This window comes from Rhodanobacter sp. G1 (genome assembly GCF_055397855.1).
On the sequence record NZ_AP039674.1, the window covers coordinates 1,744,929 to 1,758,556 of the forward strand.

At 66.1% G+C, this 13,628-nt stretch carries 10 protein-coding genes, 2 tRNA genes and 2 pseudogenes; 9 read left to right on the top strand and 5 right to left on the bottom strand.

The features are described from left to right. Positions 1-14: 14 nt before the first annotated feature. The 5 genes from lon to ACZ5Z2_RS07920 all read left to right on the top strand — a co-directional run bounded on the left by lon (position 15) and on the right by ACZ5Z2_RS07920 (position 5,316). Entirely contained in the window at positions 15-2,504 is a 2,490-nt protein-coding gene (gene lon, locus ACZ5Z2_RS07900) for an endopeptidase La (RefSeq protein WP_464761401.1), read from the top strand. Between the two features lie 332 nt (positions 2,505-2,836). Next, positions 2,837-3,109, top strand: coding sequence for an HU family DNA-binding protein (locus tag ACZ5Z2_RS07905; RefSeq protein ID WP_192106112.1), 273 nt, complete (start codon positions 2,837-2,839; stop codon positions 3,107-3,109). A gap of 20 nt (positions 3,110-3,129) precedes the next feature. After that, a tRNA-Val gene (locus ACZ5Z2_RS07910) sits at positions 3,130-3,204 on the top strand. Positions 3,205-3,213: 9 nt separating this feature from the next. Next, positions 3,214-3,290, top strand: a tRNA-Asp gene (locus ACZ5Z2_RS07915). A 121-nt stretch (positions 3,291-3,411) separates the two neighbouring features. Next, a complete protein-coding gene (locus ACZ5Z2_RS07920; protein ID WP_464761402.1) occupies positions 3,412-5,316 on the top strand; it encodes a SurA N-terminal domain-containing protein in 1,905 nt (634 codons plus the stop codon). A 72-nt stretch (positions 5,317-5,388) separates the two neighbouring features. Here the strand turns inward: ACZ5Z2_RS07920 and ACZ5Z2_RS07925 are convergent, their stop codons facing one another. Together ACZ5Z2_RS07925 and gloB are read right to left on the bottom strand one after the other, a co-directional pair. Beyond that, on the bottom strand, positions 5,389-6,612 hold the full coding sequence (locus tag ACZ5Z2_RS07925; protein ID WP_464761404.1) for a transglycosylase SLT domain-containing protein: 1,224 nt from the start codon (positions 6,610-6,612) through the stop codon (positions 5,389-5,391). Then, on the bottom strand, positions 6,609-7,376 hold the full coding sequence (gloB, locus tag ACZ5Z2_RS07930) for a hydroxyacylglutathione hydrolase (protein WP_464761405.1): 768 nt from the start codon (positions 7,374-7,376) through the stop codon (positions 6,609-6,611). The genes ACZ5Z2_RS07925 and gloB overlap by 4 nt, the downstream gene beginning before the upstream one ends. Positions 7,377-7,605: 229 nt before the next feature. Between gloB and ACZ5Z2_RS07935 the strand changes: the two genes are divergently transcribed. The 3 genes from ACZ5Z2_RS07935 to dnaQ are packed head-to-tail and all read left to right on the top strand — an operon-like array spanning position 7,606 to position 9,487. Further along, positions 7,606-8,283: a class I SAM-dependent methyltransferase gene (locus ACZ5Z2_RS07935; protein WP_464761406.1), complete on the top strand. Its 678-nt coding sequence runs from the start codon at positions 7,606-7,608 to the stop codon at positions 8,281-8,283. An 11-nt stretch (positions 8,284-8,294) separates the two neighbouring features. Beyond that, entirely contained in the window at positions 8,295-8,744 is a 450-nt protein-coding gene (gene rnhA, locus ACZ5Z2_RS07940; RefSeq protein WP_464761407.1) for a ribonuclease HI, read from the top strand. Next, positions 8,741-9,487: a DNA polymerase III subunit epsilon gene (gene dnaQ / locus ACZ5Z2_RS07945; protein ID WP_464761408.1), complete on the top strand. Its 747-nt coding sequence runs from the start codon at positions 8,741-8,743 to the stop codon at positions 9,485-9,487. The genes rnhA and dnaQ overlap by 4 nt, the downstream gene beginning before the upstream one ends. Here the strand turns inward: dnaQ and ACZ5Z2_RS07950 are convergent. Then, positions 9,479-10,180 carry a PP2C family protein-serine/threonine phosphatase gene (locus tag ACZ5Z2_RS07950; RefSeq protein WP_464761409.1) on the bottom strand — a complete coding sequence of 234 codons (702 nt, stop codon included), beginning with the start codon at positions 10,178-10,180 and terminating at the stop codon, positions 9,479-9,481. The two genes, dnaQ and ACZ5Z2_RS07950, sit on opposite strands and share 9 nt — an antisense overlap. Before the next feature lie 295 nt (positions 10,181-10,475). After that, positions 10,476-11,099: pseudogene (locus ACZ5Z2_RS07955) on the bottom strand (Tn3 family transposase); the annotation flags it as partial. A 1-nt stretch (position 11,100) separates the two neighbouring features. Between ACZ5Z2_RS07955 and ACZ5Z2_RS07960 the strand changes: the two are divergent. Beyond that, positions 11,101-11,901, top strand: a pseudogene (locus tag ACZ5Z2_RS07960) (IS256 family transposase); the annotation flags it as partial. 243 nt (positions 11,902-12,144) lie between these two features. Here ACZ5Z2_RS07960 and ACZ5Z2_RS07965 read toward each other — a convergent pair. Next, on the bottom strand, positions 12,145-13,347 hold the full coding sequence (locus ACZ5Z2_RS07965) for a PepSY-associated TM helix domain-containing protein (protein ID WP_464761410.1): 1,203 nt from the start codon (positions 13,345-13,347) through the stop codon (positions 12,145-12,147). Positions 13,348-13,628 lie beyond the last annotated feature (281 nt).

The window sequence follows — 13,628 nt, forward strand, 5'->3', positions numbered from 1 at the left end:
CGCGAGAACCCCCAATGGCCAAGAATGCCCCCAAATCCCCCATGCTCGATGCGCTGCCGGTGCTGCCGCTGCGCGACGTGGTGGTCTATCCGCACATGGTCATCCCGCTGTTCGTGGGCCGCGACAAGTCCATGCGGGCGCTGGAGCGCGCGATGGAGGGCGAGCGGAAGATCCTGCTGGTGGCGCAGAAGAGCCCGGACATCGACGATCCGGCAGTGGAAGACCTGCACCAGGTCGGCACGCTGGCCGGCGTGCTGCAACTGCTGAAGCTGCCCGACGGCACGGTGAAGGTGCTGGTCGAGGGCCAGTCGCGTGTGACCATCGAAGGCTGCCGCGAGGACGGCGGCATGCTGGTGGCGCGCTCGCGCGTGATCGAGCCGGTCTACGGCGCCAAGGAGCGCGAGCTGGACGTGGTCTCGCGCACGCTGGTCTCGCTGTTCGAGCAACTGGTGAAGCAGAGCCGCAAGCTGCCGCCCGAGGTGCTGGCCAGCCTGTCCGGCATCGAGGATCCCTCGCGCGTGGCCGATTCCATCGCCGCGCACCTGTCGGTGCGCATGGCCGACAAGCAGAAAGTGCTGGAAATCGCCGACGTGGGCGAGCGGCTGGAGCTGCTGATCGGCCTGGTCGACGGCGAGATGGATCTGCAGCAGGTGGAGAAGCGCATCCGTGGCCGCGTGAAGTCGCAGATGGAGAAGAGCCAGCGCGAGTACTACCTCAACGAACAGATGAAGGCGATCCAGAAGGAACTGGGCGAGGGCGAGGACGGCCCGAACGAAATCGAGGAACTGCAGAAGAAGATCGAGAACGCCGGCATGCCCAAGGCGGTGCTGGCCAAGGCGCGCGCCGAATTCGGCAAGCTGCGCCAGATGTCGCCGATGTCGGCCGAGGCCACGGTGGTGCGCAACTACCTGGACTGGCTGATCGGCGTGCCGTGGAAGAAGCGCAGCAAGGTGCGCAAGGATCTCGCGCTGGCGCAGGAGGTGCTGGACGCCGACCACTTCGGCCTGGAGAAGGTCAAGGAGCGCATCCTCGAATACCTCGCCGTGCAGCAGCGCGTGAACACCATGAAGGGGCCGATCCTGTGCCTAGTGGGGCCGCCCGGCGTGGGCAAGACCTCGCTCGGCCAGTCCATCGCCAAGGCCACCAACCGCAAGTTCGTCCGCATGTCGCTGGGTGGTGTGCGCGACGAGGCGGAGATCCGCGGCCATCGGCGTACCTACATCGGTTCGATGCCGGGCCGCATCGTGCAGAACCTCAACAAGACCGGCAGCAAGAACCCGCTGTTCGTGCTGGACGAGATCGACAAGATGTCGATGGACTTCCGCGGCGACCCGTCCTCGGCGCTGCTGGAGGTGCTCGACCCCGAGCAGAACCACGCCTTCAACGACCATTACCTCGAAGTCGACCTCGACCTCTCCGAAGTGATGTGGATCGCCACCGCGAACTCGCTGAACATCCCCGGCCCGCTGCTCGACCGCATGGAAGTGATCCGCATCCAGGGCTACACCGAGGACGAGAAGCTCAACATCGCGCAGAAATACCTGCTGCCCAAGCAACTCAAGGCGAACGGCCTGAAGCCGGAAGAACTGAGCGTGGACGCCGAGGCCGTGCGCGACATCGTGCGCTACTACACGCGCGAATCCGGCGTGCGCAACCTGGAGCGCGAGATTTCCAAGATCTGCCGCAAGGTGGTGAAGGAGCTCATGCTGGGCGAAGTGCGCAAGGCCAAGGGCAAGGCGAAGCCGGCGGCGGCAAAGGTCGCGAAGGGCAAGGCGAAGGCCGCGGCGGGCATCGCGGTGGACTCGGCCAACCTCGACCACTATCTCGGCGTGCGTCGCTTCGATTTCGGCCGCAAGGAGCAGCAGAACGAAGTGGGCCTGGTCACCGGCCTCGCGTGGACGCAGGTGGGCGGCGAGCTGCTCAGCATCGAGGCGTCCGTGGTGCCCGGCAAGGGGCAACTGGTGCACACCGGCCAGCTCGGCGACGTGATGAAGGAGTCCATCCAGGCCGCGCTGTCGGTAGTGCGCGCGCGCGTCGATCGGCTGGGCATCGATCCCGAGTTCCACAAGAAGTTCGACATCCACGTGCACGTGCCCGAGGGCGCCACGCCCAAGGACGGCCCCAGCGCCGGCATCGGCATGTGCACCGCGCTGGTGTCCGCGCTGACCAAGGTGCCGGTGCGTTCGGAAGTGGCGATGACCGGCGAGATCACACTGCGCGGCCGCGTGCTGCCGATCGGCGGCCTGAAGGAGAAGCTGCTGGCGGCGCATCGTGGCGGCATCACCACGGTGATCATCCCCGAGGACAACAAGAAGGATCTGGCCGACATGCCGGCCAACATCACCTCGTCGCTGGAGATCCATCCGGTGCGCTGGATCGACGAGGTGCTGGACATTGCGCTGGAACGCCCGCTGCAGCCGAACGAGGCGAAGCCGGAAACGCATGCCACGCACGAGGATCAGGCCGGCGCCGAGGACGCCGAGTCGCACATCCGCCCGCACTGAACCCGGTGCGCGACGAGGCGCCGCGAGCCGCGAGCCGGTTCGCGGCGCCTTGCATTTCATGCTGCGGCGGAATCCGCAAGTGCCGCCGGTGCTTCGCGCGATGCAAAAGTTTCGTTGGCCGCCGTACATGGCCCTAAATCCTTGCTGCGCCTTGTATTGCGATGCCTGGCAACGCACTGGTATAAAGGCCGAACCGCAATCCCGGCGCCGGCTGTGCGTGTCCGCGATGCGGGGTTGCGTTACGGCGCCCAGCGGGTACCAACCATCCACGGCGGTTGCGCGCGCCCATGCCACGGGGCGGGCCTGCCGCAAAACGTACTAGGGAGTTCTCAATGAATAAAACCGATCTGATCAATGCCATCGCCGACAAGGCCGAACTGACCAAGGCCGATGCCGGCCGTGCGTTCGATGCGTTCGTCGAAGTCGTGCAGAAGTCGCTCAAGAAGGGCGAAGACGTGTCGGTGGTGGGTTTCGGTACCTTCACCGTGCGCAAGCGCGCCGCCCGTACCGGCCGCAACCCGCGCACCAACGAGACGATCAAGATCAAGGCTTCGAAGGTTCCTGCCTTCAAGGCTGGCAAGACGCTCAAGGACGCCCTAAACTGAGCGGCTTCACGCTCGGTTTCGGGTGCTTAGCTCAGCGGTAGAGCGCCGCCCTTACAAGGCGATGGTCGTAGGTTCGATCCCTACAGCACCCACCAGAAAACTGTGGAGCGGTAGTTCAGTCGGTTAGAATGCTGGCCTGTCACGCCGGAGGTCGCGGGTTCGAGTCCCGTCCGCTCCGCCACGGTTCGCAAGGGCGCCCCAGCGGCGCCCTTGTCGTTTCGGCACCGCCTCGGCGGCAGCCGTCCAAGGGTTCATGCAACGTGCGCCGCGCGCGCCGATCAACAGAGGCAGGAAGGTAGGCAATGCTGCAGGCAATGCGTAACAAGATGCACGGGTGGCCCGCCGCCGTCCTTCTCGGCCTGGCCACCTTCGCGATGTCGTTCTTCGGCATCGAGGGCTACATCGCGTCCCGCGCCGACACCTACGTGGCGAAGGTGGGCAAGCACGAGATCAGCCAGCAGGACTTCCAGACCCGCATGAACCAGCTGCGCCAGCAGATGCAGGCCGAGCAGGGCGACAACTTCGACGCGGACGCGTTCGAGAAGCCCGAGATGAAGCTCAAGGTGCTGGACGGCATGATCGACCAGCAACTGCTGCTGAAGGCCAACGAGGACTGGGGCATGCGTGTGCCCGACCAGGCCGTACGCGACTACATCGCGGCGATCCCGGCGTTCCAGGTCAACGGCCAGTTCGATCCGGCCACCTACCGCACCCTGCTGGCCGAGCAGCGCAAGACGCCCGAGATGTTCCAGGACGACGTGCGTGCCTCGCTGGCCACGCAGGCGCTGCCGGACGCCATCAACGCCAGCACCATCGTCACCGACGCCGAGATCGACCATTACCTCGACCTGCGCATGCAGCGCCGCGACATCAGCTACGCCGTGTTGCCCAAGCCGCAGCCCGCCGACGCCACCGTCACCGATGCGCAGATCGCCGACTACTACAAGGCGCATCTCGCGGACTACATGAATCCCGAGCAGGTGTCGCTGCAATACATCGAAGTGAAGGGCAGCGAGCTCAAGCCGGACGCGCCGCCCAGCGACGCCGACCTGATGAAGCGCTACGAAAGCGAGAAGCAGCGCTTCGTGCAGCCCGAGCAGCGCGAGGTGTCGCACATCCTGGTCAACGTGCCCGCCAACGCCACGCCCGAGCAGCAGAAGGCCGCGCTGGCCAAGGCCGACAAGATCGCCGCCCAAGCCACGCCGGACAACTTCGCCAAGCTGGCCGCGCAGGATTCGGACGACCTGGGCTCGAAGCGCCAGGGCGGCGACCTGGGCTGGCTGCAGAAAGGCGTGACCAACGCCGCCTTCGACACCGCGATGTTCGCGCTGAAGAAGGGCGAGATCTCCAAACCGGTGCTGACGCCGGACGGCTACGACATCCTCTGGCTGCGCGACGTCCGCAGCGGCGACGCCAAGTCCTTCGCCGAGGTGCGCGACCAGTTGCTGGCCGAAGCCACCGCCGGCGAGAAGGATCGCAAGTACAACGAGGTGGCCGGCAAGCTGTCGGACAACACCTACCAGAACCCGTCCTCGCTGGAGCCGGCCGCACAGGCGCTGGGCCTGCCGATCAAGACCACGGCGCTGTTCCCGCGCCAGGGCGGCGAAGGCATCGCCGCCAACCCCAAGGTGGTCAAGGCGGCGTTCGGCAACGACGTGCTGGCGCAGAACAACAACTCCAACCTGATCGAGCTGGGCAACGACGATGCGGTGGTGATCCGCGTGGCGCAGCACGTGGCCGCCGCGGCCAAGCCGCTGGCCGAAGTGCATGACGCGATCGGCAAGACCATCCTCGACCAGCGCATCGAAGCCGCCGCGAAGCAGCAGGCCGATGCCTTGCTGGCGCGCTTGGACAAGGGCGAGACGCTGGCGACCGTGGCCGCTTCCGCCGGTGCCGACGTGAAGAACGTGGCCGGCGTGGTGCGCATCCAGCCCGAAGTGCCCGCCGTGCTGCGCGACCAGGCATTCCTGTTGCCGCACCCGGTCAACGGCAAGCCGCAGTACGCCGCGGTGGACATGGAGGACGGCAGCTACGCGCTGCTGGCGGTGAACAAGGTGCAGGGAGCGGATCTCAGCAAGATCACGCCGGAGCAGCGCAGCATGCTGCGCCAGCAGATGACCCAGGCGTATGGCGCGGTGACGACGGAGGAGCTGATCAAGACCCTGCGCAACGGCACCGAGGTCAAGATCGCCAAGGATCGTATGTAATCCTGGCGAACGCGTGACACGCGAAGAAGGCGGCCCCGTTGGCCGCCTTCTTCGTTTCCGGCGGGCCAGTTCCTACATCGGCGCGCTGACCGTGAGCACCTGCCCGGGCTTGATCTGCTGTCCGCGCAGATGGTTCCAGCGCTGCAGCTCGGGCACGCTCACCGCGTAGCGGTGCGCCAGCTGCCACAGGCTTTCGCCGGCGGCGACGCGGTGCGTGCGCGCGGGGGCGGCGGGCTGCTGCTCCGGCGCCTCCGTGCCGGCGGCGTCGAGCCCGCCGGCGAGTCCGGTGCCGGGCAGTTCGTCTGCCGCTGCCGCCTGCGCCAGCAGCGCGTCGTGGAACTGCTGCGCATGGCTGGCCGGCATCATCAGGTAGGGCGCTGCATTGGCGTCGGCGACGCTGGTGCGGAAGGCGGCATTGAGATCCTTCAGCGTGTCCAGCGGCATGCCGGCCTTGTCGGCGGCGCGCGCCAGCGTCATCGAATGCGGCAGCGGCACCGGCACGAGGTGCTGGCTGGGCCTCAGCAGCGGCAGGCTGACGTCGAAGCGCTCGGGCTGGCGCACCACGCAGGCCATGGCCAGCAGCTTGGTGAGGTGCTCGCGCGTGATCTCGCGCACGGGCCATCGCGGAATCGTCGGCGTCGGCGGCGGCAAGCCGTGGCTCTGCACCAGCCGGCGTGCCTTGAACTCGCCGGCGTTGTACGCGTAGTCGGCCACGCGCCAATCGTGGAATTCGCCGTAGTAGCGGCTCAGCAGCTGCATCACCGCGTCGGCCGCGGCCTGCACGTCGAGGCGCGCGTCGTAGCGGCGATCCACGTGCAGCCCCATCGCCTTCGCGGTGGCCGGCATGATCTGCCACATGCCGGCCGGCCGGCCATGTCGGCCTGGAATCGGGCGGAAGCCGCTCTCGATCCACGGCAGCAGCACGAATTCGCCGGCCACGTCGTGTTCGGCCGCCACCTGCTGCACATAGGTCAGCTTGGGCAACGCGTCGCGCAGCGCGGTTTCGAAGCGCTGCGGGTCGCGCGTATAGCGCTTGGCCCACGACAGCACCGCGGGATCGGCGTCGCAGTCGGCCATCTGGAAGCTGCCGCGCAACCTGTCCCACACGTTCCCTGGCGCTTCCACTTCCGGTGCCGTTGCGGACGATGACGCCACGGCCGGCGTCGGCAAGCTTGCGGATGGCGTGGGGAGGGGCATTGCCGGCGTGGAATGCGGCACAGGCGCAGTGGCGCAGGCGGCAAGCAGGGCGGAGAGCGCCAGCGGCAACAGGCGTTTCGCGAGGGTACGTGTGTTCATGCGCGGAACGAGTCCTTGGCGGCACGTACGGTGGCGAAACGCGCGATGCGATCCTGGGCATCCCCCGCCTGTCGTCGGCACCAGTCGATCACGGCGGGCGCGTCGATGCGCAGGAAGGGATTGGTCGCCAACTCGCTGCCCATGGGCACCGGCAGGCTGGGACGCTGTTCCGCGCGCAGCACGGCGACTTCCTGCGTGCGCTTCGACAGCTCGACATTGTCCGGTTCGATTTCGCGGGCGAAGCGGCCATTGGCGGCGGTGTATTCGTGTCCGCAGCAGAGCAGGGTGCTGGCCGGCAGCGCCGCAAGGCGATCCAGCGACGCCAGCATCTGTGCCGGCGTGCCCTCGAACAGCCGGCCGCAGCCCATGCTGAAAAGGGTGTCGCCGGCCAGCAGCGCGCCTTCGCCGTGATAGGCGACATGGCTCAGCGTGTGGCCAGGCACCGCGAGCACGTCGAAACTGGCCTGCGGCTGCGCCAGGGCGATGCGTTCGCCGTCGCGCACGCGCACGGTGGCCATCGCGATGCGCTCGTCTTCCGGCGCGTACACGGGCACGCCGTGCCGCCGGCGCAGCGCGGTCGCGCCGTCGATGTGATCCGGGTGGTGATGGGTCAGCAGGATCGCGTGCAGGGACAAGCCGCGCGCAACCAGCGCCTGCTCCACCGGCGCATCGTCGCCGGGATCGACGGCGATGGCATGGCCAGCGTCGTCGTGCAGCAACCAGATGTAATTGTCGGCCAGTGCCGGTAGCGGTACGAGATGCACGGCATGCTCCGCTGCGTTGGTCGGGAACGTGCGCGGCCGCCGTCCCGGCATGCGCGAAGCGACCGACTATAGTCAGGCTGCCGTGGCGACTCGTTAGCATGTCGTTAATGCACATGATCGCGATTCAGCGATGTGCGCTGCGTCCGCCCGGGTTTGCGACACGGTAGACGCCCGCAAACGTTACACTGCGGATCGGATTTCAATGACGACCGTGTGCCGGATCGAGTGCATGCCGCATCTTCGCGACCACGACCTCCATGCCAGCGCCCCGTTGCGCCGATTGCGCAGCGGGCAGTGGCGCAGCATGGCGCCGCTGCTGCAACGCGAGACGGGCCGGCGTGCGTTGCGCATCGGCGTGGCCGACGACGACGCGGTGCCGCCGCTGCCCGGCGTGGCATGGACGCGGTTGTGGCTGGCGCACGATGGCTACCACGGCGACTTGCGCGGACATGCCGGCGAGCCATTGCCCTTCGTCGACGAAGCCTTCGACCTCGTCTGGTTGCAGCATGCGCCGGAGCCCGCGCCGCAAATCGCTGCGCTGCTGGCCGAAGCCTGCCGCGTGCTGGCGCCCGGCGGCGTGTTGCTGGTTACCGCAGTACATCCGTTGAGCGCTTGGGCGCCGTGGTTCTGCTGGCATGCGCGCGGACAGCGGCAATCGCTGCACTGGCCATGGCGCCTGCGCCGATACCTGCAACGCGAGGGCCTGGCCATCGAGCACCAGCAGCGCCTCGGCCTGCCTTGGCCCGGCGCTGCATCGGTTGGCAACCATGCCTGGGGTGGCGCCTACCTGCTGTTGGCGCGCAAGCAACGGCGCATTGCCATTCCCCTGAAACTGCGGCCGCTGCCGGTACATGTGCCGGTGAACGCCCACCTGTCGCCGGGCACGCGGCGGCATTCCGTATCCTGACTGGAACCCGTGTGACGACCGACGAAGTACAAGCATTCACCGATGGCGCCTGCCTCGGCAATCCCGGCCCCGGCGGCTGGGCCGCGCTGCTGCGTGCCAAGGGCCATGAGCGCCTGCTGGCCGGCGGCGAAGCCGACACCACCAACAACCGCATGGAGCTGATGGCGGCGATCGGCGCGCTGGAGGCGCTGACCCGTCCCTGCGCCGTGCTGCTCACCACCGACTCGCGCTACGTGATGCAGGGCATCGAGCAGTGGTTGCCGAAGTGGCGCGCCAACGGCTGGCGCACGGCCGACAAGAAGCCGGTGAAGAATCAGGACTTGTGGGAGCGCCTTTCCGCCGCCACCGGCAACCACCGCGTGCGCTGGCAGTGGGTGAAGGGCCACAACGGCCACGCCGAGAACGAGCGAGTGGATCAGGCCGCGCGCGAGCAAGCCGAGCAGCGCAGGAGCCAGGCATGAGGCAGGTGGTGCTGGATACCGAAACCACCGGCCTGGAAGTGCGCCAGGGGCACCGGCTGGTGGAAATCGCCTGCGTGGAAATGGTGGGGCGCCGCCTCACCGGCCGCCACTGGCAGACCTATCTCAATCCGCAGCGTGCGATGGACGAGGGCGCCAGCCAGGTCACCGGCATCCGCGACGAGCACCTCGTGGACAAGCCGCTGTTCGCCGACAGGGTGGACGAGTTCCTCGCCTTCGTCGACGGCGCCGAGCTCATCATCCACAACGCCAGCTTCGACGTGGGCTTCATCAATGCCGAACTGGCGCGGCTGGGCGAGTCCTACGGTCGCATCGGCGACCGCTGCAGCGTGCTCGACACGCTGGCGATGGCGCGCGAACGCTACCCCGGCCAGCGCAACAGCCTGGATGCCTTGTGCAAGCGCCTCGGCGTGGACAACTCGCGGCGCGACCTGCACGGCGGCCTGATCGACGCCCAACTGCTGGCGGACGTCTATCTCGCGATGACCTCCGGCCAGGTGGCGATGGATCTCGCCTTCGAACAGCCGCAGGAATCGGCGACGGCCGCAACGGTGGCCTCGCCGCTGGTACTGCGCGGGCGTCCGCGCGTATTGCGCGCATCGGTGGATGAAGCCGCCATGCACGAGCAGCGCCTCGATGCGCTGGACAAGAGCGCAGGCGGCGTCAGCGTGTGGCGCAAGCTGGATGCGCCGCCGGCAGCGCCCGCGGAAGCCGGCTCAGCTTGAGCGCACCAGGATCGCGGTGATGTTGTCCTTGCCGCCGCGATCCAGCGCACCCAGCAGCAGTTGATCCACACACTCCTGCGCGGCAAGGTCGGTACGCGACACCGTGCGGGCGATCGAAGCCGCGTCGAGGTCTTCGGTCAGCCCGTCGCTGCACAGCAGGAAGCCCATGCCGGGCAGGAGACGGCCGTGCGCCATGCCGATGTGCAACTGCGCGGCGGCGGTCACGCCAAGCGCCTGGGTCAGCACATTGCGGTTCGGATGGCGCGCGGTGTGCGCCGGATCCAGCTTGCCCGCCTCGACCAGGGCCTGCACCAGCGAGTGGTCGTGGCTGATCTGGCGCAGCTCGCGGCCGGTCGCGTAGATGCGGCTGTCGCCCACCCATGCCGCCTCGTAGTCGTCGTCGCCCAGGCGCAGGGCCGCGATGGTGCTGCCCATCGGCAGCGCGTTGCCGTGGTCGTGCAATTGCGCCATCAGGCGTTCGTTGGCGCCATGGATGGCTTCGGCGAGGCCGTGCCCGTGACTTACCAGCTCCACCACGCTGTCGCGCACCAGCGCCGAGGCCACCTCGCCGTGCAGGTGTCCGCCCATGCCGTCGGCGACCAGGAACAGGCCGAGCGCGGCGTCGGCGTAGTAAGTGTCCTCGTTGCGCGTGCGGCGCAGGCCGACGTGGGTTCCGTGTCCGAATTCGATCATGGGGGAAGCATGGCGGATGTCGGGGAGAGGTGCAAAAGCCCGGAATCGCGCGGGATTGCCGGTGGGGTTGTTCACCCCATCCATGGGGGCGAACAGGAACATCTTGCAGGGTGACGGGAGTTCGATGGAGTCGTGGCGGGGCGGCTGTCTGGGATCATCCGCTTTGCTTCATCCCGCAGTGCAGCGTGCCGGTCATGGGGTTTGGGGAGCAATGGAACGAAAAACCGGGATAAGGTCTATTTATCCATAAAAACCATATGGATAGCGGAATGCGCCTCCCGAGACAGCCTCCTTCTCAATCGCCTTCCCTATCGTCAGGATCCCGTAGCGGGCGCAGTTCCCCGCGTGCAACCGCCTCGGATCGACCGTGCATGTTGATGTGATCATGGGTGAGCGGCGAGAGGCGCGCGACATCTTCATCGCGCACGGCAAAGCCTGCTTGACGTAACTGTTCCAATGCCGCCTCCATATAGATGGTGTTCCACAAGACAACGATGTTGAGCACCAGGCCGAGCGCGCCCAGTTGATCTTCCTGACCTTCTTGGTAGCGCTGCCGGAGTTCGCCGCGTTTCCCATGAAAAATGGCGCGCGCCACACTGTGTCGCCCTTCGCCACGGTTGAGTTGGGTCAGCGTGCTACGTCGCTTCGCCTCATCGTCAATATAAGTCAGCGTGTGCAGCGTCTTTTCAATCCTTCCGAATTCAGCCAGGGCCAGACGCCTTGGACGGTCGCCAATCTGCAAGGTTCGCATGATGCCGTTGGTCGGCACACGGCCCAGTTTCAGCGAGCCCACCAGTCGCAGGATGTCGTCCCACTGCTCCTCGATCAATGACAATTTCACCCGCTGGCGGGCAACGGCATTAAGGGCGCCGTAATCGGCCTCGGGATCGATGCGCCAGAATCGCGTGCCGCCGACGTCGAGCCTGATCTCCTCGGTGACCGATGCCGTGGTCGATGAGGTGAAGACCTGGCAGAGCCGGCCGCTGGATCCGGTGTACCCGATCATCTACCTCGACTGCATCCATGTGAAGGTGCGCGAGGGTGCGGTGCGCGTGAAGGCGGTCTACCTGGCCATCGGTATCACGATGGCCGGCGAGAAGGAGGTGCTGGGCCTGTGGCTGGCCCAGACCGAGGGCGCGAAGTTCTGGATGCAGGTGGTGACGGAGCTGCGCAACCGTGGCGTGCAGGACATCTTCATTGCCTGCGTCGATGGCCTGAAGGGTTTTACCGAAGCCATCGAGGCGGTGTTCCCGAAGACCACCGTGCAACTGTGCATCGTGCACATGGTGCGGCACAGCCTGAACTACGTGTCGTGGAAGCGGCGACCGGAGGTAGCGGCTGACCTCAAGCGTATCTACACCTGCGCCACCGCCGAGGAGGCCGAACTGCGGCTCGCCGAATTCGAGGCGCACTGGGATGAGCAGTACCCGCCCATCAGCCAGTCGTGGCGGCGCAACTGGCCGCGCCTGATCCCGTTCTTCGACTACCCGCCGGAGATCCGCAAGGTGATCTACACCACCAACGCCATCGAGTCGGTGAACTACGGTCTGCGCAGGCTGACCAAGCACCGCGGTGCGTTCCCCAGCGACGAGGCGTTGATGAAACTGTTGTATCTCGCCCTGCGCAACATCAGCAAGCGGTGGACGCTGCCCATCCGCGATTGGAAGGCTGCACTCAACCGCTTTACCATCCAGTTCGAGGAGCGCATGCCTCAGCTGTAAACCGAATCCCGTTTACACAAAATTCTGCACACGCTCACGTTTGAAGAGGTTCGTCACGCTACGCGCGTGGGCGTAGCGCAGCGAACCACACGATGATGACCAGGGGTAATGCCAGCGCGATCCATGAAATCACCTTCCAGGCGATATGTACGCCGAGTAGCGCGGAGATCAGTCCGACCACAACGATCAGCGCCAAGAGGCATGGCACCGCCCACACTTTCCGAAACGAGTGAGTTGGCGACGTCATGGGCGAATCTCCTCGTGCTTGGCACGCGCTTCGTCCGCAGTGTGCAGGGCTACCAGGTGGGCCAGTCGCTCCGCTTGTGATCGGCGACGGGCGAACCAGAGATACACGCCGCTGACGAGCACGATGATGGTGACGAGATCCAGCAGTGCCCACAGGATCTTCAATGGGAGACCTCCGTAGTTGCCGAAGTGCAGCGGGCGCGACAGTTCCAGCGCCTTCAGATACCAAGGCAGTTGCACGGTGCCGTCAAACACTCCGGTTCGCGCATCGACCAGGGCGGGTGTGATCAATTCGAAGGTGGCAGGCGTGGTGCCGCGCACGTAGAACACGTAATGCTGGGGTGTGGTACCAAACGTCGTCCCGGGATAGGCGACGTAGCGGATGGTCTTGCCAGGCATCAAGCGTTTGACGGTATCCAGTGCGCGCTGCGGCGACACCATCTCGGCCGGTGTTGGCACGGGTTTGCCTTGGTAAGGGGCCAGCAGCTTGGGCAAAGTGGTGAGTTCCCATAGGCCGGTCAGCGGTGTCGACAGCGTGTTCAACAATCCCGTGAAGCCCACGATCGTGATCCAGCCCAACGCGGCGATGCCTAGCAGGTTGTGCAGATCCAGCCACTTCAATCGCGTGCTGCGTTCCCTGCGTACCGTGCCGAAGTCGAGCTTCTTCATGAAGGGGCCATACAGCACGACGCCGGTGACGATGGCTGCCAGGAACAGCAGGGTCATGAGCGCCAGGAACAGCTGTCCCGGCAAGCCGGCGAACAGGGCCATGTGCAAGGTCAGCAGAACCCCCATGAAGGTGTCGAGCCCCTGTATCCGCGCCTTCGACGGCAGCGGCGAGAGCGTATCGTCGATGATGGCGGCCGTATGCGCGTCCAGCACCAGCGCATGTTGGCTATGCGGCCCCGGCGTGGGCGCAACCAGGCTTACATAGACCTTGGGTTCATCGTCATCGGCAAAGAGCGAGGCAATGCGATCGTGCGGATAGCGCTGCAGGGCCTTGGCGGCGAACGTATCCAGGCTCAAGGTCGGCGCATCAGGTGAGGAGGCCGACAAGGTGGCGGCATGGTTCCAGTCGGTGATCTCGTCGTGGAAGATGAGTGGCAGGCCGGTGATGCACAACTCAAGCAGGAACAGCGTGCAGATCAGGCTGCTCCACTTGTGCACCAGGTACCAGCGACGCAGGTGATGGGATGTCATCCCAGGGACTCCCTGCGGTGGGCAGGCGAAGCCGCCCGGATCATGGCAGCGCGAACGCCCGTGGGCGTAGGGGTACGCCTGGGGAGTGCGATGGGGGTGGGGCGTGCGTGCATACGGGCCGTCGATTCATGCCAGTGGGGAACGAGGTTCTTCCGAGGCGATGGGCATGTGCCGTGAAGGGAAGTGTACCAAGTATTTAAGAATGATTATCACTCGTAATAAAAGTGATTCTCTCCTAGACTTTCGCGCGGGGCATTCGCAACAGGGCGGGTGCCATGAGC